Annotated in this window: 20 protein-coding genes; 10 read left to right on the top strand and 10 right to left on the bottom strand. The window is 66.7% G+C overall.

From position 1 onward, the window contains the following. Positions 1-32: 32 nt before the first annotated feature. Both K2F47_RS41615 and K2F47_RS36380 read right to left on the bottom strand, forming a co-directional pair. Positions 33-1349, bottom strand: coding sequence for a pentapeptide repeat-containing protein (locus K2F47_RS41615; protein WP_242910752.1), 1317 nt, complete (start codon positions 1347-1349; stop codon positions 33-35). 182 nt (positions 1350-1531) lie between these two features. Beyond that, positions 1532-3127 (bottom strand): phytoene desaturase family protein, encoded by a 1596-nt coding sequence (locus K2F47_RS36380; protein ID WP_242910751.1) that lies wholly within the window; start codon positions 3125-3127, stop codon positions 1532-1534. A gap of 346 nt (positions 3128-3473) precedes the next feature. Between K2F47_RS36380 and K2F47_RS36375 the strand changes: the two genes are divergently transcribed. Together K2F47_RS36375 and K2F47_RS36370 are read left to right on the top strand one after the other, a co-directional pair. Further along, positions 3474-4790 carry a retropepsin-like aspartic protease gene (locus tag K2F47_RS36375; RefSeq protein WP_242910750.1) on the top strand — a complete coding sequence of 439 codons (1317 nt, stop codon included), beginning with the start codon at positions 3474-3476 and terminating at the stop codon, positions 4788-4790. Positions 4791-5202: 412 nt separating this feature from the next. Beyond that, positions 5203-6357, top strand: a complete 1155-nt coding sequence (locus K2F47_RS36370; RefSeq protein ID WP_242910749.1) for a site-specific integrase — start codon at positions 5203-5205, stop codon at positions 6355-6357. A 492-nt stretch (positions 6358-6849) separates the two neighbouring features. Here K2F47_RS36370 and K2F47_RS36365 read toward each other — a convergent pair whose 3' ends face one another. Beyond that, complete coding sequence (locus K2F47_RS36365) at positions 6850-7833, bottom strand: tetratricopeptide repeat protein (RefSeq protein WP_242910748.1); 984 nt, start codon at positions 7831-7833, stop codon at positions 6850-6852. 340 nt (positions 7834-8173) lie between these two features. On the opposite strand from K2F47_RS36365, the gene K2F47_RS36360 reads away from it, so the two are divergent. Continuing rightward, positions 8174-8572, top strand: a complete 399-nt coding sequence (locus tag K2F47_RS36360) for an ATP-binding protein (protein WP_242910747.1) — start codon at positions 8174-8176, stop codon at positions 8570-8572. Continuing rightward, entirely contained in the window at positions 8572-9030 is a 459-nt protein-coding gene (locus tag K2F47_RS41865) for a DUF397 domain-containing protein (RefSeq protein ID WP_372490977.1), read from the top strand. The genes K2F47_RS36360 and K2F47_RS41865 overlap by 1 nt, the downstream gene beginning before the upstream one ends. A gap of 1275 nt (positions 9031-10305) precedes the next feature. On the opposite strand, the gene K2F47_RS36355 is transcribed toward K2F47_RS41865, so the two are convergent. Both K2F47_RS36355 and K2F47_RS36350 read right to left on the bottom strand, forming a co-directional pair. Continuing rightward, positions 10306-13704: a CHAT domain-containing protein gene (locus K2F47_RS36355; protein ID WP_242910745.1), complete on the bottom strand. Its 3399-nt coding sequence runs from the start codon at positions 13702-13704 to the stop codon at positions 10306-10308. 12 nt (positions 13705-13716) lie between these two features. Beyond that, on the bottom strand, positions 13717-15561 hold the full coding sequence (locus K2F47_RS36350; RefSeq protein WP_242910744.1) for a WD40 repeat domain-containing protein: 1845 nt from the start codon (positions 15559-15561) through the stop codon (positions 13717-13719). Between the two features lie 82 nt (positions 15562-15643). Here K2F47_RS36350 and K2F47_RS36345 point away from each other — a divergent pair, with 82 nt between their 5' ends. Beyond that, positions 15644-16000: a hypothetical protein gene (locus K2F47_RS36345; protein ID WP_242910743.1), complete on the top strand. Its 357-nt coding sequence runs from the start codon at positions 15644-15646 to the stop codon at positions 15998-16000. Positions 16001-16004: 4 nt separating this feature from the next. After that, positions 16005-16916, top strand: coding sequence for a hypothetical protein (locus tag K2F47_RS36340; protein ID WP_242910742.1), 912 nt, complete (start codon positions 16005-16007; stop codon positions 16914-16916). Positions 16917-17082: 166 nt separating this feature from the next. Here the strand turns inward: K2F47_RS36340 and K2F47_RS36335 are convergent, their stop codons facing one another. Both K2F47_RS36335 and K2F47_RS36330 read right to left on the bottom strand, forming a co-directional pair. Beyond that, positions 17083-17637, bottom strand: a complete 555-nt coding sequence (locus tag K2F47_RS36335) for an ImmA/IrrE family metallo-endopeptidase (protein WP_242910741.1) — start codon at positions 17635-17637, stop codon at positions 17083-17085. Beyond that, complete coding sequence (locus tag K2F47_RS36330) at positions 17634-18158, bottom strand: helix-turn-helix domain-containing protein (protein ID WP_242910740.1); 525 nt, start codon at positions 18156-18158, stop codon at positions 17634-17636. Before K2F47_RS36330 ends, K2F47_RS36335 begins: the two co-directional genes overlap by 4 nt. A 116-nt stretch (positions 18159-18274) precedes the next feature. Between K2F47_RS36330 and K2F47_RS36325 the strand changes: the two genes are divergently transcribed. From K2F47_RS36325 to K2F47_RS36320, 3 genes are all read left to right on the top strand, one after another. Continuing rightward, a complete protein-coding gene (locus K2F47_RS36325; RefSeq protein ID WP_242910739.1) occupies positions 18275-19300 on the top strand; it encodes a nucleotidyltransferase family protein in 1026 nt (341 codons plus the stop codon). A 203-nt stretch (positions 19301-19503) separates the two neighbouring features. Further along, positions 19504-19869, top strand: coding sequence for a type II CBASS E2 protein (locus K2F47_RS41945; protein WP_504913526.1), 366 nt, complete (start codon positions 19504-19506; stop codon positions 19867-19869). Beyond that, the gene (locus tag K2F47_RS36320) at positions 19782-20297 is read left to right on the top strand and encodes a hypothetical protein (protein WP_242910737.1); all 516 of its coding nucleotides are present in this window, start codon (positions 19782-19784) and stop codon (positions 20295-20297) included. The genes K2F47_RS41945 and K2F47_RS36320 overlap by 88 nt, the downstream gene beginning before the upstream one ends. A gap of 512 nt (positions 20298-20809) precedes the next feature. Here the strand turns inward: K2F47_RS36320 and K2F47_RS36315 are convergent. From K2F47_RS36315 to K2F47_RS36305, 3 genes are all read right to left on the bottom strand, one after another. Next, on the bottom strand, positions 20810-23053 hold the full coding sequence (locus K2F47_RS36315; RefSeq protein WP_242910735.1) for an ATP-binding protein: 2244 nt from the start codon (positions 23051-23053) through the stop codon (positions 20810-20812). 44 nt (positions 23054-23097) lie between these two features. Next, a complete protein-coding gene (locus K2F47_RS36310; RefSeq protein WP_242910734.1) occupies positions 23098-24222 on the bottom strand; it encodes a hypothetical protein in 1125 nt (374 codons plus the stop codon). A 113-nt stretch (positions 24223-24335) separates the two neighbouring features. Then, positions 24336-25466, bottom strand: a complete 1131-nt coding sequence (locus K2F47_RS36305; protein ID WP_242910733.1) for a hypothetical protein — start codon at positions 25464-25466, stop codon at positions 24336-24338. Positions 25467-25495: 29 nt separating this feature from the next. Here K2F47_RS36305 and K2F47_RS36300 point away from each other — a divergent pair, with 29 nt between their 5' ends. After that, positions 25496-25780 (top strand): helix-turn-helix domain-containing protein, encoded by a 285-nt coding sequence (locus tag K2F47_RS36300; RefSeq protein ID WP_242910732.1) that lies wholly within the window; start codon positions 25496-25498, stop codon positions 25778-25780. Positions 25781-26274 lie beyond the last annotated feature (494 nt).

Genomic DNA, 26274 nt, shown 5'->3' with positions numbered 1-26274 from the left:
TCCCCACCCCAACGTCCTAGAGCCGCACGAGATCAGAGACCGGTGGCGTGGAAGCGGCAGCGGTCCAGGCCCGAGCGTTCGTGGGCGGCGGGTGGGGCGTGGCGGGTCAGGCGGGCGCCCGCGAAGACGGCCGGGCCGTGGAACGTCGCGCGGCCGTCGGCCGAGCCGGGCAGGCAGAAGTCGGCGCGCTCGAAGACCGCGTCCGTGAAGTCGCTCCTGCCGTGGAACTGGGCGCCGCAGAAGTCGCCGTAGGCGACCGAGACGCCGCTGAGGTCCAGGTCGACGAGCGTCGCGCCGGACAGGTGCAGGGACAGGGCCGGCCAGCCGCCGGGACGGCCGCGGGAGGCGAGCGTCTCCTGTGCGGCACGGCGCGCTCGCAGTTCGGCGGCCTGCGGTGACGTCAAGGGTCCGGTGACGGCGAAGGGCAGCGGCACGCGCAGGTACTCGCACAGTGCGCGAACCACCGCCGCGCGGGCCGCGGGATCGGCATCGCCGAGCGAGGCGAGCAGTTCGATCGCCGCCAGGCGCGCGGAAGGGTCCGGGCCGGCCAGTCCACGGTGACCTGGGGTGGCGGCCAGCTCGCCATCGTGGAGGTGCCAGCCGAAGGGCCACTCGTGCTCGGCGGCCTCGGCGCGCGCCCCGGTCAGGTCGGCGGTCGGGACCACCAGGTGGACGGGACCGCCGAACGCCGCGCCGGTGAAGTCCGCGGAGTCACCGAACCGGGCCTTGCCGAACCAGGCGTCCGCGGCGAACTCGGCGCCCCGGAAGGTGACCGGCCCGGTGAAGCGGGCACCGTCACCGCCCTCGATCCACTCCTGGTAGTCGAAGTCGAGCACGGCCAGCGGCCAGTGCGGATCGTCCTCGTTGGGCTCCTGCCAGGCGGGCGTGACCGCGTCCTCGATCTCTTCCCAGGCGGGATCGTCCTCCGCCAGTCCGTCCTCGCCGCGCCCGAACCATGCCAGATCCCCGAACCGCGCCCTCGCGAACCCGGCCGCGCCCCGGAACCGGGCCCGCCCGAACACCGCCGCCCCCGCGAAAGCCGCCTCGCCGAACTCCGCGTCCCCCTCGCACAGGATGCGCTGGAACACCGCTTGCCCGTCAAAGCGCGCCCCCGTGAAGTCCGCATCTCCGATGAACCGCACGTCAGAGAAATCCACCGTGCCGAATGCGCAGCCCGCGAACCGTCCGTCCACCAGCACGGCGCCACGCAGATCGACGTCCAGGCCGTCTTCCGCGTGCAGCAACTCCGCCAGCACGCGTCCGCACTCCCTTAGCGCGTCGAGATCCTCGCCCCCGGCCCGCCGCCACCACCGGCAGAGGGAGTCCACCGCGTCCTGCCCCCTGCCCACCACTTCTGGCGGCCCGTCCCACCCGTCGCGCAACCCGCACCCACCCCTCGCAACAACCTTCGCCGGACGATCACCCCGGCGCCCCAGCGTCCCACCGCAACGTCCCACAACCACCAGGCCAGGTACATCACCCCGCAGCCCTACAAGAGGCCCTCCTCACCGAGATCGCCTCCGGCGAGGAATCAGCGGCGACCGCGTCGGGTGTGCAGGAGCCTTTCGGCGACGAGGAAGCCCGAGCCGCCGCCGAGACCGGGGCCGGGGTGCGTGGAGGCGCCGATGTGCCACAGGCCCGGTACGCCGGTCGCGTGGCCGGTGCCCGAGGACAGGGGCCGCCACAGGGTGTACTGGTCGATCCGGCAATCGCCGCCGTAGGGGTCGCCGCCGACCAGGTTGACGTTCATCTCCTCCAGTTCGACAGGGCCCAGCACCAGCCGGTCGGTGACGGCGGCGTCCAGGTTGGTGATGTGGGGACGGAGAACGCCGAGAATCCTGTCGGCGTAGGCGTCGCGGACCCGTGGTGTCCAGGTCCCGTCGCCGGGGTCGATGACACCGGCCGCGTCGCCGCGGACCTGCCGGGGCAGTTCCTGGAGCTGGAGCCACAGCAGGCCCTTGCCCTCGGGGACGCGTCCGGGGTCGACGGTGGCGGGCTGGCCGACGGCGACGGTCGGCCGTTCGGGCAGCAGGCCGCGCCAGGCGGCGTTCACCGATGCCGACAGGGAGTCCAGGTCGTCCAGGACGTGCACGATGGCGACGTCGTCCAGAGCCGGGTCACTCCATCGGGGCGGTTCGTCGAGGGCCAGATGGATCTGCATGGCGGCACGGCCGTGCCGGAAGGCCCGGGCCACCCGAACACGATCCGCGGGAGCACCACTCAGAAGCTCTTCATAAAGGACGCGGGGGGTGACGGAGGCGAGGACGGCGCGGCGGGCGCGCAGTCGGCGTCCGTCCGCGAGCCGTACACCGGTGGCGCGGCCTTGTTCCAGGAGAACCTGGGTGACATCGGCACCGGTGAGAAGCTCACCGCCGGCATCGGCGACGATCCCGGCCAGCGCCTCGACAAGGCGGACACCGCCGCCTTCGGGGACGGGCATCCCGCCACTGACCACGGCCGCGGCGATGACCTTGGTGATGAAGGCCGAGCCGGCGTCGTCGGGACCGAGGCCGCCGTGCAGGGCCCAGGGGGCCAGTATCGCGCGGGTGACGGGCGAGGAGAACGTCCGCTCCAGCCACGGCCGTGCGGGCTCAAGGACCTCCGCGCCGGACGCGACCAGGCCCCGGCGGCCCAGCCGCCGCAGCGCCCGCCAGCCGAGCCGCAGCGCACCGGGACGCCAGAAATCGGCGCCGAGCAGGCCGAACGCCAAATCGATCTTGCCACCGAACTCGGTCATCATCGCCGACCAGTTCTCGGCGTCGCCGAGGGAGGCCAGGGTCGCGGTGAGTGCCTCGGGATCGGTCGACAGGACGGCCGCCCCATCGCGGCATGCGACGCCGGTGGGTCGCGAAGTGTTGCGGTAGACAACGCCACGACGGGCCAGTTCATCGCCAAGAGCGGCGTAGGCGGGACCTCCGACGAACAGGGGGTGCCAGCTCGACAGCAATTCCACGGTGTAGCCGGGGAAGACCTCCCGACTGGTGTGGATGGCACCGCCGGGCCGATCCTCACGCTCGCACACCGCGACCCGCCAACCACCGCGCGCGAGCTGCGCGGCGGCGACGAGGGCGTTAATGCCGCTACCGATAACAACGGCGTCGAAAGCCTCGCCACCGCTCGACGCCATGGGTGTCTCATTCATAGCCGACAGGTACCCAAAATGCCGACCGCCCGTGCCACCCCAGCAACGCGCAGGGCCCCAGCCCACCCGACACCCTCGCCCGATCAGCAGACGCGGACAACACCTTCCTGGCCGACGCTCGGCGCGATGACGTCCCACCGCATCCTCACCGCAACAACCCCCACCAGCCCAACAACCGAACCTCCGGGGCGGGGGCCCACATCGGGGCCGGGGGGCGCCGCCCTGGTGGCAAGGAATGCCAACACTGGTAACGGTGAGGCAACGGTGCCGCGGGTTGAATGGCGTCGCCCCCGGCGAGGAAAGACGCCTTGCGCCCCTTGAGGAGCCTGCCATGTCCCTGCCCGAAACGCCGTCCCACGACCTCGGCCGCCGTGCGGTCCTGCGCCGCGCCGGTCTGACCGCGGCCGCTGTCACGGCCGCCGCGTCCGTTCCCTTCCTGGACGCTCCGTCGACCCGAGCGGCGGCGGCGGGCTTCGCCAAGGACCCGGACCAGCTCTTCAGGTCCGGCCGGTTCGCCGAGGCCGAGCGCGCCTACCGGCGGCTGCTGCGCACCGATCCGCGCAACGCCCACGCGAACGCGCAGCTCGGCTACATCGCGCTACTGTCCAACCGGTTCCGGATGGCCGAACGTTATCTGTCCGCCGCCATCGACCTGAACCCGGCCGACACCGGCTCCATGCGCAGGCTCGCCGACTGCTTCGTCCGCCAGGACCAGCACGCCCGGGCGGTCCCGCTGCTCAACGAGATCGGCACGCCGCACACCAAGGCGTCCGCAACGCAGTTCAGCCACCTCGACGCCTCGCCCTACCGGATCTCCGGACCGGCCGGCACTCGCGTGCCGTTCCGGTTCATCGACCCCGTCCCCGTGGTCGAGGCGTCGGTGAACGGTTCCCGGCCGCTGACGTTCATGGTCGACACCTACGCGACGCTCGACCTCGCACCGGAGACCGCGAAGGAGCTGGGGCTGCGGGCGGTGGCCACCACCTCAGGCGTGGCCAGTAACACGCCGGTGATCATCTACCTCGGCGTCCTGGGCTCCTTCCGGATCGGCGACATCGAGGTCCGGAACCTGCCGATCCAATGGTCGGAGGGCGGCCAGAGGCCGACGCTGCCGGACGGTTCCACCGCGGCCGGCGCGTTCGGCACGACCGTCCTCTACCACTTCCTGGCCACGATGGATTACGCGCGCCGTGCCCTCGCCCTGCAACGGCGCCGACCCGCCCGCAGGTCGGACGGCCTGCCGCTGTGGCTCGCCGGGGACCACTTTCCATGCTCGCTGGGCAGCCTGCGCGACGACGCCCCCCGCGTGGTGACCGTCGACACCGGCGGCATCGGCCACGGCCTGGACACGACGGTGGAGATCGCCGAGTCTCTCGGCATCCCCGTCGACCGCGCGCACCCGGTCGGGTCGATCAACGGCATCAACATCTACCCGATCCGACCGGACCGCATCAGCCTCGGCCGCGCGGTCGGGCGCGACATCCTCGGCTTCGCCGCCGAGAAGGTGTTCCCCGGCCTGCCCGGCCCCGGCCTTTCCGCCACGTTCGGCTTCGACGCGATCGCTAATTTCACGCACGACTTCTACAAGCCCTACGCGGTGACCTTCGACTACACAGCCATGCGCCTACGCCTAACCCGCCCCCGCTGACGCCCTCGAAGGCATCGAGCACGGCGGCAACCAGCGCGTCCGCGGCGTCGCCGCGCAGAGCCTCCTGCTGGCCTTCCAACTGGCCCACACCAACGAACGCAAGATCAACGGCTCCCCGCACACAGGACACCCAAGCCACTAGGCCATTGGACACCCACCACCAACGAGACCGGCAGGAGGCGTGGGGGGCGAAACCCCCCTACTCTGGCGTCTCCCCTGATGAGCAGGGGGGTGTCACCGGAGATGATCTTCAAGGAGCCATCACGGGAGCCATGGCCACCGGTTCCCGGGAACATGGCCGCTCGAACAGGCGTTCGATCTATTGAGAGATCGTCAAAGGGTGGGGACCGGTACTCGCAATACCGGTCCCCCGGACACCGACAACCGTCTTCAGCCAGAGGAGCCGACGTCCATGTCCGAGCGTATCAACGGGTTCAAGGCCAGTATCTACCCCGAGCGCCATCCCGAGACGAAAAAGTTCCTCCATTACGTCGGCGTACTCGATCTGGGACACCACCCCAACGGCAAACGAAACCGGCCCAAGCGAAAGGCCGCCACCAAAGAAGCGGTACGCGAAAAGCTCACCAAACTAGCCGACGAAATCAAGAGCGGGATCAAAGTCGAAGAGGCCGACACCGTTATCAAGGTGGCTACTGATTTCGTGGATCTACTGGAGCGGCAAGGGCGAGCACCGTCCACTATCCGCAACCACAGGAAGAATCTACGCAACCACCTAGTTAAGATCGGCCATATCAAACTAGGCGACCTGACTGTTCAGCACGTCGAAGACTGGCTAGCCGAAGTCGCCGAGTCGCTGGCCACCGGCACGCTTCGGCAGGCACACAATCTGCTGTCACGAGCGATCGACCACGCTATGCGCCGCGATAAAGTCACGCGAAACGTGTCCCGAATGGCGACGCAGATCAAGGGCAAGCCCACCGGCAGGGAAAGCAAGAGCCTTTCTCCTGCGCAGGTTCAGGCAATATTCGCCATCGCGCTCATTCACCGGTTCGCGCCGTATGTAGTGCTCGCCATCACCTCTGGCTTGCGCGTGGACGAACTGAACGCGCTCACGTGGAATGACCTAGACCTCGAAGAGGGAGCAGTCGGCACCGTCAGCGTGGTACGCGCAGACAGGCATTCAGGGGATACGAAGACAGCCGAATCGAAGCGGGCTCTGCAACTGGCCGATATCGCGGTAACTACGCTGCTCGCCCACCAGAAGCGACAGCGCAAAGAATTCGCGACGCGAGGAATGGTCGTGTCCAGAGAGACGCGAGTCTTTACGCAAGAGGATGGGAGCCCGTACCGAACAAAGGCAGCGCGCCGCGACTTTCGCCACGTGTTGCGCAAAGCAAAGATATCCAACCCGGAAGATTGGACTACCCGCGAAACTCGCACGACCTTCGTTTCCATCATGAGCGATGCAGGAGTGCGGGCAGAGGACATCGCGGACATGTGCGGGCACGACGTGAAAACGTTGTTCCGCTATTACCGAAAGCAGCTAAAACCGCGCTTGCGGCAGTCCGCAAACGTGATCAATAGCGTGTTCGGCGCTGCCGCGTAGCCGCCGAACCGCTGGTGAGCCGCTCGTAGCGGCCAGAACGCCCCTGACAGCCCGTCAGGGGCGTTCGTCTTGTCGAGGCTTCCCCGAAGCGCCAGGGTCGGCCCGGAGGCCGCCAGTGGGGCCCTGAAGGCTCTCTAGCGCCCATGGATGCGTCGTGCAGGCCCGGAGCGAGCAGGACTCCCCCACTCCAGAACGCGCGCCGCACAGTTGCCATCTCGCAACCATTTACGGGCTAGCGACCTCACACCGAGCCGAATTAGCCGAACAACACTACCCCGATGGCCCGCGAACGCAGTGATCCCCGAACCGGTGTAGGCGGCACGCTCGGGACGACCAGGACCAGCGCAGTGCCTTCGACGCACCCCGAAAGGGACACGGAAGGCCACGCCGAAGGACTCGCCAAGGGGTACGCCGAAAGGTACCCGGATAAATAGAATAATAAGGAAGTGAAAGGAGCCGTCGAATGCTCGTGACGCCTCGAAGCACCAACCTTTATCGCTGGCCGCGCTTCTCGATTACGCTCGGCATTGCAAGCATCAACCGCTCGCGCGCGAGGTTGATATCTGGAACTTTTACCCATCGGGCAGACTCACTCAGCACCGAAGACACTTTTCGATCAACCCACCGCGAGGTGATCAGTGGCGCCACGTATGCCAGCATGCCCATTAGCTCGGCGGCTCTATCAAGGTCGCGGCAAGCAAGGGCAACGCTCGCAGCGTTCGCGAGATCATTGGCCTGATATTGCGCCGCTGGTAGTGGCTCAGTAATACGCACTGCATCCTCGAACGACATGAAGGCTTCGCGGTTCTCGCCTACCTTGTGGAGCACGAGACCCGAAACACCATGCACCCACGCCTGATCCAGTGGAGAAAGCTGCTCCTGACTACGAGCCTGGTCAATAAATTTCTGAGATCGCGACTTGGATGATCCAGCCCACGTACTTTGACCAAAAGCCCAACCAAGGTATGCCTTCAGAGCGGCGCGAATTCCTTCACTGACATCCGGAAGCTTCAGCCCCTCCTGCGCGTGGTAAGCCGCGCGTTCTGGCTTGCCCTCCTGTAGGTACAGGTCGCTCAGTAGCGCGTGTGCCGCCGCCTGCCGCTCAGTGTCCGGGCCGTAAGTGGCGAGATTGAGAGCGTCTCCGGCGAGGCTTAGCGCCACGTCAGGCCGCCCGGCATCATAAACCGTCCAAGCGGCTTGCCGCGAGAACTCCGAAGCCGAAACCCGAAGTTCCTTCCCGCCCTTGGGAAGCGCTGCACTAATGCTCCGTGACTGACTAATCACCTTTGTCGCGATGGGGACCCCGCCAAGTTCGTCCCGCAAGTCGGCCGCCCGCTGCGCCAGCGAGAGAACGTAATCGGGTTCGGCGTATGGACCGCCAGCCTCAGAAGAAACGCCGAGCATTCCGGCGGCTTTGCCGGCGATTGCGCCACTGGCAGTCTTGATGACCTTCTCGTGAAATTCGCGACGCTTCACGGGAATCCTCCTTTTGGGCCGTATGACCACTTCCCAGCCTACTTGCCCCACGATGCTAGCGAATCGTTTGATCCCGGGGTCTCGGCGTCCCGTAACCACACTCGACACCCAACCTTGGGTTAATCCCAGCTCAGAACCAAGATTTCGCTGGCTCCAGCCCTCTGATTCCATGATCAGGTTTAGGGCCCGTCCTGGGTCCGTTGTCTCCATGACCTGAGAGTACGTCAGAGCGTTGTCACTTACTAGCCGGTCTCCACTGAACCCGTGACCCTGGACACCTCGAACCAAGCCGCAAGGACCGTCGGGAGCGCATCGAGCGTTAAGCCAAGGGGTGACTGAAATGTCTACCGGCACGCCGAAGTTGACAGAGATCCAATTTCGCTGCGACGCGGAAGAGGTAAGTCGGGCACGCGCGGCAACCCGTCGCCGTCTTCGAGGCAAATCTCAAGAACTAATCGAGCGTGCCGAGCACTGCGTCTCGGAAACGATCGCTAATGCGATCACGCATTCTGCATCTCAGGCCACAAGTGGGCTCGTTTCACTCGTCCTGATTGAACTGGATGACCGAATTCGAGTCGAAGTCATCGATGACGGCTCAGAGAGCAACAGGCCCACCGTTATCGAGGACCCCGACGACGAAACCGGGCGCGGACTCGTCATTGTCGCCCAACTGTCGGATGATTGGGGATTTCACCTTGATCACTCGGGCTGCAATGTTTGGTTTGAATTGAAGTTCTGATGGTCACTCTTCCGGAGAACGGCGACCATTGGCACGTGGGCACGTCGCGACTTGGCAACTGGGAGATCTTCCCAGAGCGACATGACCGGGCAACCGCAATGCGGCGACTGCGAAACCTGCTCACCTCCGATGGTCAGGCCACCAGGAACCCTGGCTACGCTGCGGCGATGGCCGTGCTTGATCGTGGATACAGCTCATGTCGGGTTGGCGCGAGATCCTACGTGGCCTTCGCTTGCGCGTGTCCGCTGCTCCCCAAAGAGGAAATCAACAGGAAGGAAGAAATGATGTTCCAGAGATCGTCACACTGCGATGGGATGCGCCAGCCAGGATGCATCGAGATGGCAGGAGGCCCGGACTTCGTGGCCTTGCGGGATTCGTCCGACCCGACCGGACAGATTCTCTACCTGACCCATCAGCAATGGCGCGGCGTTTCTTGGAGGCTTCAGCGAGTCAGGTGACCGACCGAAGCCCATCCTAGGCACATCGACGGTTCCGCTCCAGCCAGCTCGTACACGCTTGGAGCGGAACCGGCGCACACCGTTCCAGGAGCGTTCGTAAATGAGGCACTGGCATTTCATCCGGGTAACTTGCGCCTTGATCAACGGCACGGATGGCCTAATCTTGGACGTCCACCAGTTTTTCGCTATAAACAAATTTCCCGATCCAGAGGACGCTACCCGTGCCCTGGTAGACGACGTCGTCAAGCATTATCCAGACGCGAAGCGGCTTGCTTGCATCAAAGACGTTCTTACGACTATGCCTAACATCCCCGAAAGTTCACAGTTTAACTACTGGACCCTTTCAGGGAAGCTCGTTATATGGGAATTAGTTCCCTGTCGCCGGGGATGTCAGGTCACTCGGCGCTCAGCGGAGCGGCTCTTGCACGACTCGGCGGCTAAGACCTTGGCAGACGCCAAGAGGAGCCTTGGCAGCGAGCCCGGACGCTCACCAGGGGCCCCCGCCCCGTCGGGGGGAGCCACAGCGGGGAGCCACCCCCCGGAGACTCCGTCCGACGAATCCTGATCCCTAGAGGTGACCCTACGAAGTGGACCCTGCTCAGGAGCCCCTTCGTCAGACCTCACGCGCCCCTCTGGCGCGACAGGTTGACTCGGGGGCGAAGCCCCCCACATCGGGGGTCCGGGGGTCGTCCCCCGGGTAAACATGACGAAGGAGTGGCAGGTCCACGCCCTCCGTGGACACACCACTCCCAACTCCGAGTGGGCCACCGACGAAACCCGCTGACCAGCAGGGTCCTGGGGTCTCCCAGCGCGAATTCCACGTCAAACAAGATCATCTTCCACTCTACATCCGCCGGTCGGCACGTGAGTGCAGGCTCGGAGCCGTGCCTGATCCATGCTGGGACGTCCCAACCCGTCCACCGCCGCGTTGCGATCAGCGATGGTCGACTTGCTGGACACCCCCCGCCCTTACCATCTAGGTGCTGAAGAACATCAGCGACATCGGACGCGGCTACGACCTTGCGCGGCGACCGTCTATCCACCGGCACGCCCGGCCCCGAGGTGCCCCTCGCCGACGGCAACATTTCAACGACCGCAGCAACACCCTGAAGAGCAGTCCCGTGACGGCCGTGCCGACCCGGTCGCCGCCGGTGCGGCGCTCGCCGGGTTCGACGGCGGCTCGCCGTGATCGTGCCCGCCCTGGCCGACGACCTTCCGCGGCGGTCCCCCGTCAAGCGCCCCCGAGTCTCAACTTCCCCGGCTAGGCCGAGAGACTCAGGGGCCGCTGTGGACGAGAGGCGCCCAGAGTTCCGGCTGCGTCCGATGCCGGGCGCGCAGGCCGAGGGTGACCTCCCGAAGAACGGACGCCGCCGCATCGGCAACCGGAGTTCCGGGTAGCGCCGCGTAGAAGGCGGTCGCGGCCTCGGCGGCGGCGGTGTCGACGAGGGGCCAGAGGCTGGCCACGACGTGTCGGAACCCGGCGAGTTGGAACGCCGACGCCAGATGCAGAACCTCGTCGGCGTAGCGGACACCGTGCCCGGCGGTCGAGCACGCCGACAGGTACGCCAGCTCCGCTTCGGGCAGCCGCAGGCCCCCGAGCTCAGGGAGAGTCAGCATCCGGTCGTGGAGTAGGAGGCCGCCGGCGGCCGGTGACACGGGGTCCGCGACGGCGTGGCAGGCGAAGTGCGCCCATGTGGCATCGCCGAGGGCGTTGAGAACGTTATTTGCCGTGGCCTGCGCGTCCGTCAGCGACGGCCCGTCGAGGAGGCGCGCCTCCGCGTCCGTCTCGCGCAGGTCGGCGTGGCCGGGAGTCTGCGCGAGCACGACGGTCAGCGTTTCCCGACGGGCGGTGGACGGGCGCTGCCGGGCGTCCCGCAGTGCCCGCAGGGATGGCACGAACGAGGAGACCATGACGTCCAGGGCCCCTGGGCTCCCGGGTTCCTCGGCGGCGTGCAGCGGTAGCAGGCCCAGCGCGCCAGTCGGCAGCCACCAGACCCGATGCGGTTCCAGCCCGGGTGGGCCGAGCACGTCCGCGACGGGGCCGACGGCGGTGCGCCACAGCCAGGCCAGGACGTCCCGGACGGTCCGTCGCAGGATCATCACGCCGCTCAGGGACCGTCTGCTGGAGAGCGCCGCGAGAAGCGCCGTGACCTGATCGGCCACGACTCCCTCCCGGAGCTCGGGCAGAGGCACGTGGACGGGCGGCCCCTCGGGCCGGACGAGGACGGCGTCGCCGCGATCCCGGCCCGCGTTGAGCAGGACCGCGGTGCCGCCGGCAGGGGCCGCGCGCAGGTCGTCCAGCCGCGGCGCCGCCAGGAAACGCGCCAGGCCGGGAAGGGCGCGGATCCGGCGTAGCAGCGAGTCGTGGTCGTCCCACCAGCGGCGGCGTTCGGCGGCGCCGAACCCGGGAGTGCCGAGCCGTTCGCACACCCATTGGAACCGGTCGGCGAGCCGGGGGTCGCGGTCGCGGAGGTCGGCCACGCCGACGCGGGTGCCGGCCTGCGCGGCGAGGAGCACGCCCCGGCCGAGTTCGGCGAACTCGATGGCGCCCGCCGGGTCGCCGCAGGCGCAGTGCGTGGCGACACCAGCGGCGACCAGCCCCGCGTGTTCGCCGATCCGGTGTTGCTGGTCGGACCAGCCCGCTTCGCGCGGTGCCACCGACGGCAACAGCGCGGCGGCCGCGTCCAGGAGTTCCACCGCGAGGCGGTCGGCTCCGCCAGCCTGAGCGAGCAGGCCAGCGGCGTGCCGGGCCGCCACGCGGTCGGCGGGCGAGGCGGTCTCCTGATCGTCGCCCATCCCCGCCAAGTCGCGGAGCCGCGCCGCGGACGGGGACGCGCCGCCGCCGTCCACCCGCGCCTGGTACGCGCGGCACAGCCCGGCGGCCGCTCGCGGCCGGTCCGGATGGCCCGGAGGGAGGCCGAGCCAGGCCCGTTCGGCGCGGTCGACGGCCGCGGCGAGGTCGGCCGGGGAGCCGGTGGCGCGGAGCCGGGCCAGGTGCGCGGCGGCGAGGTCGGCGAGCCGTCCGGGCAGGTCGGCGTCGTCGGCGGGCGTCAGGTCGACGGCCTCGCCGCCGAGGGCGATCGCCCGGTCGAGGTCGGTCGGGTCGCCGGTGCTCCGGTGCCGGGTCCAGTGCGCGGCGGCGAGCCTGGCGAGGCGCCCGGGCAGTGCGAAGTCGTCCTGCGCGGTGGCGTCGACGGCCTGTTGGCCATGGTGGATCGCCCACTGGAGGTCGGCGTCCGAGGCGCCGACGCCGTACCGCAGCCGGTACGCCTCGCCGAGCATCGACCGCCGCTCCGGCGCGTTCCCGGGCGCTGTCAGGCTCTCCTCCCCCAGCTCGACGGCCCGGTCGAGGTCGGCGAGCACGCCCGTGCGCGTGTAGCGCGTCAAGTGGACGGCGGCGAGCCGGGCGGTCGTCGCGCCTCGCGCTGGATGCCCGTCGGGGAGCGCGGCCCGCGCCCAGGCGGCCGACGTGGCGGCGCGGTCCAGGTCGTCCAGGGAGCCGGTGGCGATCGAGCGCCGGTGCAGGGCGTCGGCAAAGCCGCGCAGGACGTCCGTGCGGCGCGGGTCGTCCTCCGGGAGCGTTTCGAGGGCCTCGTCGGCGAGCGCGACTGCCCGATCGAGATGCCGCGGGTCGCCGCCGCGGCGGTGCCGGAGCAGCACGGCATCTGCGGCGGAGGCCAGGTACACGCCCCGATCGGGATCGTCCGAGGGCGCCGTCGCGACGACCTGCTCGGCGAGGTCGGCGGCGCGATCGAGGTCGGCGCGCGAACCGGTCCGCTCGTGCCGGCGTAACAGCGCCGTGCTCAGCTCGGACCGCCACGCCGGGCGGGCGTGGTCCCCGGCGGCGGCGAGGGCGCGTTCGCTCCGGCGGACGGCGGCGTCGAGGTGCTCAGGGTCGCCACTGTGTTCGAACAGGAGCCGGTAGGCGGCGCCGAGATCGGCGAGGACGGGCGGTTCTGCGTCCGGGTCTGGAACCCGTTCGAACAGCCGGATGCTCCGCCGGAGGTCGTCGAGCTCCCCGCGCAGCCGGAACCGGCACAGGTAGGCGGACGCGAGCGACGTCCACGCGTCGGATTCGGGCCCTGCGGTGGCCCGCCCCGCAGCGGCGCTCTCACCAGCGGCGACGGCCCGCTCCAGGTCGGCGCGGGAGCCGTCCCGCTCGTGGCGGCGCCGGAGCGCGAGGCAGAGCGCCGCCTGCCGGGAGACGTCCGCGGGCCTGCGGTTCACGGCCGTGGCTAAGAGGACGATCGCGGCGTCGAGCAGCGCCGGTTCCCGCCCCGGCGAGCGCAGTAGGGCCCGCGCAGTGTCGGCCTGCGCGCCGTCGTCGGACTCAGGGCCGAGCAGCGGACGCAGCGGCGGCGGGACGCGGCGGCGGTCGGCCGCGAGGGGTGCGGCGGCCACCACGGCGCGCGCCAGGTCGGCGGTTCCCGCCGGGCTCCCGGGGGCGCGGCACAGGTACCGCTGGCAATACAGCACCGCCAGCGTGACGCTCGCCGTGACGAACGACTCGATCAGCGTGGAGGACGCGGTCGCCGTGTCGACGGCCCGGACGGTTCGCCACAGCGCCGACGCGTATCCGTCGGCCTCGGCGCCGAGGAGCAGCGGCTCGTCCCCGGTCGCTGAGTACTCTCCCAGCAGGTCCGCGAGCTTGGCGGACACATCGTCCAAAGGCATCCGGTCGGCCCGTTACCAGCGCGGATTCAGCCGCAGAACGCGCGCGGGGCGGTCGTCGGCGTGCGCCGCCGCCAGCACCAGCCCCCCGCCGGGCCGCGCCGCCAGTTCGACGGCATGGTGCAGGCCGTGCCTCCCGTGGTCGACGCGGGCGAGCTCGGCGCCCGACTCGGTGTCCCAGACCAGGGTGGCCGGTCCGTTCGCGGCGGCGACGGCGACGCGCAGGTCCGGCAGGACGGCGAGCGCGACGGCGGCGGAGCCGGTCTCCTCGATGGGGAAGGTCCGGATGACGTCGCCGGTGAGCCCGTCCCAGACGCGCACCGTAGGTCCGGCGGCCGCCGCGACCCGGAACGAGCCGTCGGACAACGTGGCCAGCGCCACCTTCGGCACCATCAACGTCGGTGTGTGCTCCATGACGAACTCGTGCGTCTTCGTCTCGGTCTCGACGTCCCAGACGTGGACGGCCGAACGCGTCGAGTCGTCCGAGGCGGCGGCGACGCAGACCTGCCCGTCAGCCAGCACCGTCCCGGCGACCGACCAGACCACATCGACGCCCGGCGGCCCCACCTCGAATCGCGCACGCTCCCTGGCGTACTCCACCGACCACACCCGGACCGTCCCGTCGTCGCTGCCGGAGATCAGCCACGGGACATCGCGCGGCGGGCACACCCAGGCCACCGCGTTGACCGCCCGCCGATGGTCGTCGATCTCCTGGAGGACCGTGCCGTCCCCGGTCGACCAGGCTCGGACCTGGCCTTCCTTGCCCGCGGTCGCAAGCACCACCGACCCGTCGCCGATCACGGCCAGCGCGACGTCCAGCACCCACTCGGCGTGGCCGGAGAAGGAGCGGGCGATCCCGCCGTCCCGCAGGTTCCACAGGTGGGCGCCGTCGTCGTGGCCGGAGGCGAGGACGGTCCGGCCATCAGGCAGGACGGCGAGGGACAGCGCTCTCAACGCCGGCTCGCCGTCCCCTGCGCCCTCCGTCCACGCGGACGGGGTGACGTCGCGCACTTCCGCTTCGGTGGGCAGCCAGTCCCGCGGCTCTCCGGTAATGGCGCGCACTGGGCTCGGCGGGTTCGGCGCGTCCGGCGTCAGCGGCCAGTCGAAGCGGGGCTGTCCATACAGGTAACGCCATTCTTCGGCCTCGTCACTGGAAATGATCGACCCGTCGGGAAGGGCGGTGAGACCCTCGGGCACCTCCGGACGTCCCGTGATCGGCGCCTGATAGGGGACTTCGTCGAGGTCTGTGGCGCGATAGGGTAGTTCACGGTCCTCCTTGGAGCGGACGACCTCCTCATACAGGTGAACGGCCGCGTCCTCGTCGGGAAAGTCGACGACCCGGTAGTCGCCGCCCGCGTCGAGGGCCACGACGACGGCGAACCTCGGGACGCCGTCCTTCGGGTCGACATATCGCGTCACTTCTATCTCGCCTCCGAGAAGGGCGTGCGCCTCCGTCCGGCGTAATGTCTTCCCGGAGCTGATCGCGGCCCAGAGCTCGTCCCAGATGGCGTCCTTAAGTTCGCCCCAGCATTCGTAGAGGCAGGGATCGCCCGTGTCATAAAGAATCCGGGAGCCGTCCGCGCCGCAGAGCAGGCGAAACGGCTCGGGGTCAGCGGGCACTTCCTCCCACCGCCCTTCGTGCCGCCGCATCTGCGCCTGAACCGCGCGCCGCGCAGCGCGCCGGTCGGGGAACCTGCGGACGCCGAAGCCCTGATGCCGCACATACCAGCCGCCGGATTCGAGTTCGCCGACCTGGATATGGACGGGGCCGTCGAACGAGCCATGATCGCGCAGAACCCACTGCATGGCCGGGAAGTGATCTTCACCCAGGACGAAGTCCCAGAACTTTTCGCCGCTCACGCCGCGATCCTAACCACGACCGGCACCCATATCGGGGAAAAACGGCTACTTGGCAACCATGCGTCAGATAGCGTTCTCGGTCGTGGACGAAGAAGCCGACGAATCCGGCGAACGGTGGGCGCTCGGCGCCCTCTGCGACGATCTGCCCGCGCTTCGCGATCATTGCACGGACGAGCCGGAACAGCGGCTGCTGTCCCGCATCGAGGCCGAGGCCCGCGCCCGGCGTCCCATCCGCGCGCTCCTCGCCGACCTCATCGGCGGTGACCCGTCCGGGACGACGCGCGGACCCGGGTCCGGCCTTCCCGGCGGCGGACCCGGACGAGCCGACGAGGAGGTCTTCGGCTGTCCCGACGGGGCCTGTGACCGCACCGCCCCCGGCGTCCCCGCAGGTCCGTTCCCGCGCTGCGGCATCACCGGCCTGCTGATGGCCCCGAGATGACGATGTGAACGCCTTCTTCGGCGAACTGGCCAAGAAGCTCGCCGAACGCTGGGTGGCGCTGCTCGCCGTACCCGGCCTGCTGTTCGTCGCCGTCGCGTGGGCCGGGGTGCGACTCGGCTGGGCCCACGCGCTCGACTTGGCGCTACTCCGCAAGGAGGTCATCGCACTCGGCACAAGCCAGGGCAGGTTAGCCCTCCCGGCGCAGATACTCTTCGCCGTCGGGCTGCTGCTCGCCTCGTGCGGGATCGGGATCGTCGTCCAGGCACTCACCCCGCCCATCCGCGCGATCTGGCTCGGACTGTGGCCGCGCGGCCTACACGGGCTGCGCGACCGGCTCTCCACGGCCCGGACCCGCCGCTGGAACGCGCACGTCGAAACGCGTCAGGCCCTGCAACGCGACCACCCCGCCGCTGGCCGGACGCCCGCGCAGCAGGCCGCGATCGACGCCGCCGCCGACCGGGCCAACCGGATTGCCCTCGCCCCACCCGCGCGTCCCACCTGGATGGGCGACCGGGTCGCGGCCGTCGAGCAGGTCGCGCTGAACCGCTACTCCCTGGACCTGGCGTTCGCGTGGCCGCGGCTGTGGCTGGTCCTGCCCGAACCAGTGCGCGCCGACCTGTCCGCCGCGCACGGCCAGTTCGCCGCTACCGTCGTCACCTTCGCCTGGGCGATTCCCTACGCGGTGCTGACGGTGTGGTGGTGGCCGGGCGCGATCATCGCGCTCGCCGTGGCCCTCACCGGCTGGACGCGCGCCCGGTCTACCTTGGCCGAACTCACAGACCTCACCGAAGCGGCCCTCGACCTGCACGGACGCACACTGGCGACGTCCCTCGGGACGTCGCCGCCGGAAAGCTCCGGCCCGCTCACTCTGGACGAAGGCCGAGCCATCACCCGTCAGACCCGCAAAGGCCGCTGAACACCTCTGGTAGCGCGCAGGGGCGGGATGAGCAATTCCACCGTCTGATCCTCATCCCGCCCCTTTTGACCAGCAACAACACCGCCTTCGCCAGTCCCAGATTCCACGCTAGAGAGATCATTTTTTATGGTGTGGAGCGAGCGCGGTCGATCCTCCAGAGCAGTGCTCAGCCCCGGCGGCTAAGTTGTTTCACGACTCCGGTGGTGTTGTACCGGAACCGTGCCATTTCGTTGGTCACGCCGTAGGCGTCGGCGATCTGGCTCGGGTTCATGCCGCGGGATACTGCCGTCATCAGGAGTGGTCGTGGGAGGAGGAGGGTGCCGCCCATCGCGGTGGCCTGTTCTTCTTGCTCGGGCATGCAGGTGCGGAAGGGGATGCCGCCCACCTCGCGGATCTCGGTGAGTTCGTGGCGGAGCAGAAGGTGGGCGACCTCGTGAGCGACGTCGCTGGCCAGACGACCCGCTGTGCGCAGCGGGTTGGTGACGACGTAGTTCTTGCCCTTTACGTGGAAGGTTGCCGCGGAGAAGGCGTAGGCCTGCATCCGTTCCAACTCTTCCAGCGCCTCCAGGGCGCCTAGTTGCTCGCCACTTACCACAGCGATGCCTAGATGTTCCGCGAGGACGTGAATGCTGATCGGGGCGTTGGGGGGAAGGCCCATCTCATTGCGGAGTCGGACGGCTTCGCGTTCGGCGTTCGCCTTGAAGCCACGAGGAAGGGTCACAGCTCCCCGATCTCGATCTTACGGACGAGTTCGTCATGCATGTCGTTCAGGACTGTTGCCAGCCGCTCTGGTACGCCGGGCCGCAGCACCGAACTGGCTCGAAGATGACACGCAACAGGGGAGCGGCGCGGGGTGACATCCTGGGCGAGTGCGTCGTACATCCCGCGCAGCATGGCGCTGATCTTCTCCGACGCATCCGGTGTAAGGCGCGGGTCGGTTCGCAGGTGACTGATCGCCTGATCAAGCGGTGAGGTGGTCCGCTCGCTGATGGGGTTGAAGAACCGCGACGGCGAGACGCCCAGCCAGGTACACAGCCGCGTGAAGGTGGCCAAATCGGGCTGAGAGCCTGACTCCACTCTGGACCAGGTACTGAAACTCACACCTGCCTCAGCGGCTGCCTTGCGGATCGACAGGGCACCCCTGCGTTCCTTCAGCATCCTGCCGAGCTCATCGATGGCCAGCCGTTCGGCTTCGACCGGGATCTCCTCCTGACGGAACTCAGGATCGGGCGCGGAGGTCATGCCGCCATCTTACGTCTTCGCGGTGCAACTTGCGTGCAACACCCATCACCTGTCATGCTAGCCACCACTGAAGTCACGTTGCACCTTTCATGCAACACCAACCCACTGGAGGAACCATGGGACACACCGAAGACATCCTCAACGACGTTCGCAGTCGGGTAGACGCCCACCGCGAACCGCTGGCCGAGGTGCGGAACCGGCTGAAGCTGGTCCGCTCCAAAGCGATCGGCTTTTCAGGCGCGCTGCGGACGTACGCAAGCGGCTCGATGCCGCAGAACACCTTCATCCATCCGATCGGCGACGGTGATGGCGGGCTCGTTCTGGACCGTCGCGCCTACCCGAAACTCGGACCTGACGGTGGCGGCGAAACACCGAAGGAGATCACTGGGGATCTTTGCTCTCTCCTCGGCCCGGCCGTCCGCGAGGTCTATCCCAAGGCACACTGCGGCACCTCCAAGCGCGGTCCCAAGATGTTCTTCGGTCAGCCGGTGGATGGCCAGGACCCGACCGTGGACTTGGTCGTCGCGCTCACGCGTCGCGACGGCGAAGGCCTATGGATCCCCAACCTGGAGAACGACTCCTGGGAGGCCTCCCACCCAGAGCGCCACGTCGAGCTGTTCACCTCAGGCAGTCAGTCGCTGCGTCGGACCCGTCGACGCGTGATCCGCCTCCTCAAGGCGTGGAACAAGCAGTACGGCCAGCCCGGGTTCTCCTCGCACAACCTCAGCGTCTGGGCTTGGGAGTTCGTCGAGCCGGGCATGGGAGTGGCCACTGCACTGAGCATCGTGCTGTCCGAGGCCACCGCGCGAGTCGCATCGGGACGGGCGACCAAGGACCCGGCAGGAGTATCGAAGGACGTGCAACTGCTGATCCCGCCCGCCACCGCCGCCCGGCGCCTTCGGACGGCGTCCACAGCAGTCACCGAGGCTCTGGAACATGACGACGATCGGCAGGCGGCGCTGTCCGCGCTCTCACGCATGTTCTTCAAGTACCTGGACGACCCCGCACCCACCGGGCTGGCGAACAAAGTCGCCTCCTTGCGGCGGGGTCTACCCGTGACCACCACTGCGCTGGGCCTGGGTGGTCCCGACAGGCTGGTGCGCCCGACTCGGGCATACGGCGCCCAGGGAATCCACAAGTGAGCAGGGGCTGCGGTCAAGGAAGACTGGCCTGGTATGCCAGGCCAGCCCCACGCATCCTCTTTCAACATCGACTTGCCGCCTGTGGTTTCCCAGTTCGAACTACCCGTCCACCACAGCGGCACCGCGGGGGTTACGCCCTGATCCTTCGCCTCGACCTCGAGGACATCCCCAAGCAGAACATCGTGATCGCCTTCGGGCGCGCGATGTCCGATCTGCCCTACGTCTACTCCGACGGGCCGGCAGAGTCTCCCCACCGCTACGACGACGGTGCGCTCTGCATGTGGTTTCCGTACGACCCGACCGACCAACAGTGGACCCGGCCCGACGGACCGGCCGTGCTGCTCGGACATATCGTCGCCCACCTGATGCGCGAGGAATGGTGGCGTCTGACGGGCGAGTGGCCCGGAGCCGAGGCGCCGCATCTACCGGACCACTCCCGCAAAAGTGGTACCGATGAGGATCATCGGTCACCATGCATTCCATGGCGGGTACTGCGGTGCAGGCGGGATGGACATGGGCCCAGACGGCGGCACTCCTGGCCGCCACCATCGCGATCGTCGGTGCCGTGATCGTTGCCGTCGTCGGGTACGGGCTCACCCAACGGACCGCCCGACGCGAACGGCTGGCCAAGACATTCGCGGAAGCCCTGTCGGCGGTTGAGGATTACGCCGAGCTGCCGTACCGCGTCCGGCGTCGCTCCGGCAGCCCTGAGGCCCGAGTCCAACTCACCGAGGACATCAGCAAAATCCAGTCCCGTATCGCCTTCTACCAAGCCTGGATGCGCATCGAAGAACCCCAGGCCGCCATGGCCTACACGCGGCTAGTCAGGGCGGTGAAACACCAGGCTGGCACGCAGATGAGCGAGGCATGGACTAAACGCGTCCGCACCAAGGATCACCAGATGAACCTCCACGTGGCCTACCCACGTGAAGAGATCGACGAAGAGGTCGCCCAGTGTGTCATGATCATGCGCTCGGTGTTGGGACGTGGCAATTGAACCTTGACGTGTCCTGCTCGGGCCCGCCACGGTATCGCGGCAGTGGCATCGGCCCGAGATCGCAGTGGCGGGGTCGATGGCGGCGGTGGCCTGCCGGGTGTTGACAGTTAGACGATCACCGAATGGCAGTACCGTAACTCGGCGATCGAATATCGCTGCTGGACTGCCGCACTCAGGAACGCGACGAGGTCGGATCTAAGCGTCCACGTGCCCTGCCCGAAGTCGATACAGGTGAGGGGAACCGCCAGGTCGGCATCGGCTGCAAGACCGGACATCGGTGGCGGCCCACCGGGGCGGGCACCCCTCCCACGCGTGGCGGGAGGGTCGCAGGTCACCGCAGTCGCTACCCACTGCTGGACGGTTCCCTGGAGCGCGCTGAATCGCCCCAGGCCATCGGAGACGTGAGGGGCAAGCAGGATGTGTGAAAACGCCTGCAGGAGACCGTCCTCGGACGGAGATAGCGGTGCTGCGGTTACTGATAGCCATCTCCCTTCTCCTCTGTGGGTACAACTTTAGAAGGGAGGGACGTCCTCAACCTGAGCGATCTCGACCTGCACATCACTCTGGAACTGCACATCACTCCTTTTCTCGTCTGTCTTTTGCTCCTCCTCCACTTCTGCCTTCGGAACGTACTTCTTGAGCATGATGAACTTGGGGGTCCTACCTGGACTCCTCTCGTCTTCTCGAGTTATAGTGTCCCACTGTCCTGGATACAGTTGGTCCAGTGCCTGTTTGACTAGCCTCATGCCCCATTGGTCGGCGGATCCGTCGCGCTTCGCATGCGCGGGCGCCTTCTCGGCCAGCAGATGGCCGACACGTCCCCACTTGATGCCGCGAGGACTATTGATCATTTTATGAAACTCAGGCTTGTCTCGAAGATGAACGATCGCGATGGCGCTGTCGTCTGCTGCGTGACTTTCTCCAGTCGCCTTGCTGGCGTCTTCGGGGGGATGGCTGGCTGCGAGGCTTGCGGTGGCGGCTCTCGCTTCGGAACGGCGTTCTTCAACGGCGGCCTTGGTCTGAGTAGCAAAATTGTCGGGGGCCTCGGTCGAGTAGTCGGGGTCGGCCATCGCGTACGAGTCTTCGAAACTGAGGACGCGCACGGGGACGGGGTAGGGGCGCGAATGGCGGTCGGTTCCAGGGGCGCTGGACCAATAGATGCCATTGCCGACGAGTGGTTCGTTGAGCAGGGTGGCCAGGAGATCCTCAGAGAAGTGGGCGTTGGCCTTCTTTAGGGAAATCAGGTCACCCTGGGAGAGCAGGTGGAAGACGAAGAAGTTATCCCCCTGGCTGAGAAGCTCCTGCGGCAGGCTGCCTGGCTGCTGTGTGATGAGCAGGGCGCCGAGATCGTACTTGCGACCTTCCTTGACCCAGGATACGAAAGGCCCGTCTTCGCTCTGGCTGGAGCCGCCGAGAACGGACTGGGCTTCTTCGATTACGGCGATGGTGGGAATCGACTTCGGATCGGCCTCAGTGAATTGGTTTTGGTTGTGTTCAAAGATGTCACCGAGAATCACGCCAGCGAGTTGGAGTCCCTGGGAACCACGCATTTGAGAGATATCCACCACGCAGAGCTTGCCTTGCGACAGGCAGTTCTTCAGAGCACTCAGGAGTTGGCTGTCGGGATCGTGGAGTGCGTTGACAACGCGGGTCATGTTGCCGATCGCCGCGTTAGTTTCGGCCTCTTGGCTGGGCTCGAGATTAAGGATCTGCTGGACCTGGGAGCGGTCCGCACTGTACTTCTCGCGGTGGATCAGATCGACGAGCTGCCCCCACCTGGGTGCTTCGAGAGACTTAAGTTTGACGACGTTCTGCTGGTCCTGCTTTTCCGGCGGCAGGGCGATGCCTAGCACTCGCGATGCCTGGAGTTCCTTGATGTTCAGTTTGACGCCGTTGACGACGAAGGACTGGTAGAAGTCACTGGGTCCCTGGCGGTTGGTAAAGACGACGAGCTTGTCGCGCAAGTGCGGCACGTCACACAGGGCGGGACGGCCCTTGAAGTCGGGCCAAAAGTACTCTCCATCCGGGTCGAAGATAACCGTGCCGACAGGAGCGCTGCCAGAGCGTCGTGGGACGCTGGGCTGGCCTTGATATAGAGCGGAGAAGAGCAACTTGACCAAGTTCGACTTGCCGAAGCCAGCGCGAGCAAAGACAAAACTGCGGCGTGCTACAAGCTTATCGATCTGAAAAGTCGGCATGATCGCTGGCTGTTGGATCTGCATCCATGAGGTATCGCCTACCCGGCTGTCATTACCAGCATAGACGAACTCACCGAAGGCAAGGTAGCCGATGGGAACCGCGCCGTCGGTGGTGTCTTTGGCGTTGACGACCTCGGCGAGCAGGTCGTCGCCCAGGAGCGCGACTTGGGCGCCGACATGGGGGAGACGCCGGTGACTCGGGACGAAGATGTGCTTGTCTCCCTCCATTCGAAGGACGCCAAGAATACGAATGTCAACCTTGTACTTCAGGTAGCGCTCGCGCAGCTCGTCGGGGATGGGCCGCTGGTCGCGGACCGCGCGGGTGGCGTAGTCCTCGCCGATAGGGGACACCAGGCGACCTTGGGAGGAGATGGTGGTGATCCGCCCTAGAATGGCCTCACGCTCGTGTTCGAGCTGGACGAGGACGAACTGGCCGTGCATCGCCATGGTCTGGAAGTCGTCGTGGTGCGGCAGCACAAGGTCCGCATGAAACTCCATGCCACTTTCGGAGAAGCCACGGAAGGTGCCGACGACTTTGTCGCGCTCGAACAGGCTCATGTCGGTTCTTGCTCCACAGAATGCGGACCGGGAAGGATGGGGTGTTACTCGTAGCGGCGGGCAGCGACGTCGGAGGCGAGCCGCAAGGCGTCGATAACCGGCGCCTTGTCCTCGCCAACTTGGTCGCGGACAGCATCGACGAGTTGATCTTCGACGATGTCCATGTCTAGGTCGGCGACGCGGGAGAAGTTGTCGGCTTGCTGGATACAGTTAGGGTAGAGCGGGATGGGAAAGCCGGCCACCGCATCCGCCTGCAGGTATCCGAAGATCGCCTGAACTTCCCTGTCCTGACGGGACATGACGTCCACGGTCCAAATAGGATCGCCGGAATGCGGTCCGAAGCGGACGAAGTACATGGATCCAAAGTTGAACTTCGGCTTCTCGCCCGTAGAATCGTCCTCGATGTCCCGAGTATACTCGTCCCAGAGGTACACTTCGTCTAGCATTTCTGTGGGAACCTTGGCAAAACAGGCCGCACCGTTGTCAAAAACGCCGGACAGTGATATCGCCAGCCGATAGTACTCCAAGACCTGAGTCTTCTTTGCTAGTCCGACCAGCCACACCTTGCGCCGGTCGCGAGACCGGATTCGTTCTATGGCCTCGTACATCAACTCGCCCATCTTCACGAACAGCTCGCCGTGGAAGATCTTGCTGCGTAGCAGTCCATCACGGACGATCAAGGTGTCAACTGCGTAATCGCGATGACAGATCAGATCGTACAGCGTGGCCCACTCACACAGGTCCCGGAAGACCTGCACCCAACTGGGCGACTTGCCGGACATCATCGGCGACAAATCTTGGAGCCATCGTACGCCCAGCCCGTGCATCATCCTGCCCAGCGCGGTCTGTGGACTGCCGTCCTCGTGGAACTGACGGCGACTCAGAGCCGTGATGTCAGTGATCGGGGAGACCACCTCCATGCACAGTTCCTTACCGCTAGAGTCCACGACGCGGATAACTTGGAGATAGAAGGGGTTGAAGGCGACTTTGTTATTTCCACCGTCGGAGGCCATCAGCGCGACAGACGTCGCTGCCCGCGGTTTGATCACTCTGACCTCGGAACGGATGGCACGGGTCTGCTCGACCAGCCTGTCCAGCACCTCGCGGCCAGCTTCGACCTGATCGCCGATCAGTTGCTTGAGCTGCTTGATCTGGTCCGCGTCAAACATGCCTCTCCCCATACTGCCCCATGGGCAAGCGGTTACTCGTCCAGCCTCCTAACAGGATTGCATGAGACACTGACAGCGTGTTATGCAGTTGTGGAAAGTGACCGGTTGCTGCCCTAACGGGGCAGATCGACCAGCTCCGCAACGAGGTCGATCTCGTCGATGGCGGAGCCGGCCTTGCCGAACTGCTCGGCCTGCCTGTTCCGTTTGGCCGGCGTGCCAGCCTGTCGGACCTCCTTGACCACCCACCCAGCCTTTGACTCCTTCACGGAGGCCAAGAGCATCTGTTCTGGATCAGTGCGGGCTGAGGGTAGAGAGCCGAACCGGATCGCTAGCCGGGCGCCCTGGTGACAGCGGCGGGCGGTAGCGGTCCATACCTCGGCCAGAGCCTGGATGAACGCCTTCTGATTCGGCTGGCGGGCGATCTGCCCTTGCGAGCCGTAGGGGACCTCGGGAGAACTCCCGAGGAACCATGAGCGCAGCCACTGATCGGCCACGTAGGTGCGCATGCCGTAATAGGGAGGTGAGGTGACCACTAGATCGAACTTCTGTCTCAGGCGGTTGAGGGTCTCGACAGAGTCACCCAGGTAGACCTTCCCGCCGTGGGCAAGCGGCGCCGCGCCCAGAAGACGTTGGACCCGTCGCTCAATAGCTGCCAAGGCGGGGACGCGCGCTGGCTCCATCTCGCGTTTGGTCCAGAACTTCACTGCATAGCCGGGCTTGGAGGCGTATGTGCGCGGCATCTGGTTCGACAGGTAAGACGGGACACCCTTGTTGCGCGGACCATGCAAGATGCCCAACAGGACCGCTCGCAGCATGGCTGCTGTCGGAGTGTTCATCTCCAGCAGTGCGGCGCGCAGGGTCACCAGCTCGCGCAGCGTCTCCTGCTCGAAGCACCACCGCCAGAACTCGCCCTCGGGTATCTCGCCGCTTAAGCCACTGTTGAGGATCTGCCGAGCGAGTCGGACCACGGAACCGGGCGTGACCTGTATGAGCTTGGCCTCAGCGATGGCTGCGGCCACCGGATTGATGTCGATGCCCACGGACGGCAACCGGGTCAGACGTGCGGCATACAGGGTTGTGCCCCGCCCGCAGAACGGGTCTAGCACCCGGGTGGTTTCCGGGCGGGCAGCAAGCTGCTGAAGGGGGAAGTCCAGCGGAAACATGGTGTAGTAGGGGCAGATGGCGTTCAGGCGCAGCACATCTTCGGGCCAGTTGAGGGAAGAGGTCGCTGCAGTCGCCATCATGAGGTAATCATACAGGTATAATTATACCCATGTCACGCAGGAGGCTAGATCCCGCTGCACAGCGCCGCGGACAGGCGCTGGCCTCTCGTCTGACGCAGGTCCGACGCGCCTCCGGACGCTCAGCGGAAGCCGTTGCTCGCGGCGCGGGGATCTCCGTCGAGACAGTACGAAGTATCGAGAAGGGCCGCACGTCCACGCCGGAATTCTTCACGGTTGCTGCCCTGGCTACCGAGTTGGAGTTGTCGCTCGACGAGCTCTATGTCTTCGTTAGCGAATCTTACTGTAATGATCTTTCAGGACCCGACAATTCTTAGCGTCGCACCTCCAACTGATCCGCTCCTTGACAGGTGAACCGCCCCGAGTTTGATGGAGGCTGGATTAGTTGGCTCCAGCCGGGGCGGCTGAGGTGACCTCACGGTAGTACAAGTCCTCGAACTCGGCTGGCGGACGGTCGAGCAGGCATGGTGAAGCCGTCGGTTGTTGTGCCAGTCCACCCAGTTAGCGTGGCGAGCTCGATATGGTCCAGGGTGCGACAGGGTCGGTGTTGGTGAGTCAGTTCGGTCCTGCACTGCCCGGTCATGGTCTCGGCAAGAGCGTTGTCATAGGCGTCTTCGACCGACCCCGACCGATGGTGCGGCTCTGGCGTCGGCGAGTCGGCAGAGGTAGCGGATCGATGTACTGCGATCCTGCGTCTGAGTGTGCCACCAGACCATCCATGTCGCCGTGGCCTTTGCAGGCCCGAGTCCACAGCGCCATCGCCAAGGCGTTCAAGCCCAGCTCAGTGCGCATCTGCCGGGCGGCCCGCTAC

Source organism: Actinomadura terrae (genome assembly GCF_022751215.1).
Classification (GTDB): Bacteria; Actinomycetota; Actinomycetes; order Streptosporangiales; family Streptosporangiaceae; genus Spirillospora; species Spirillospora terrae.
The sequence above is the reverse complement of the archived record's forward strand: the minus strand, read 5'-3'. Positions and strand labels throughout refer to the sequence as shown.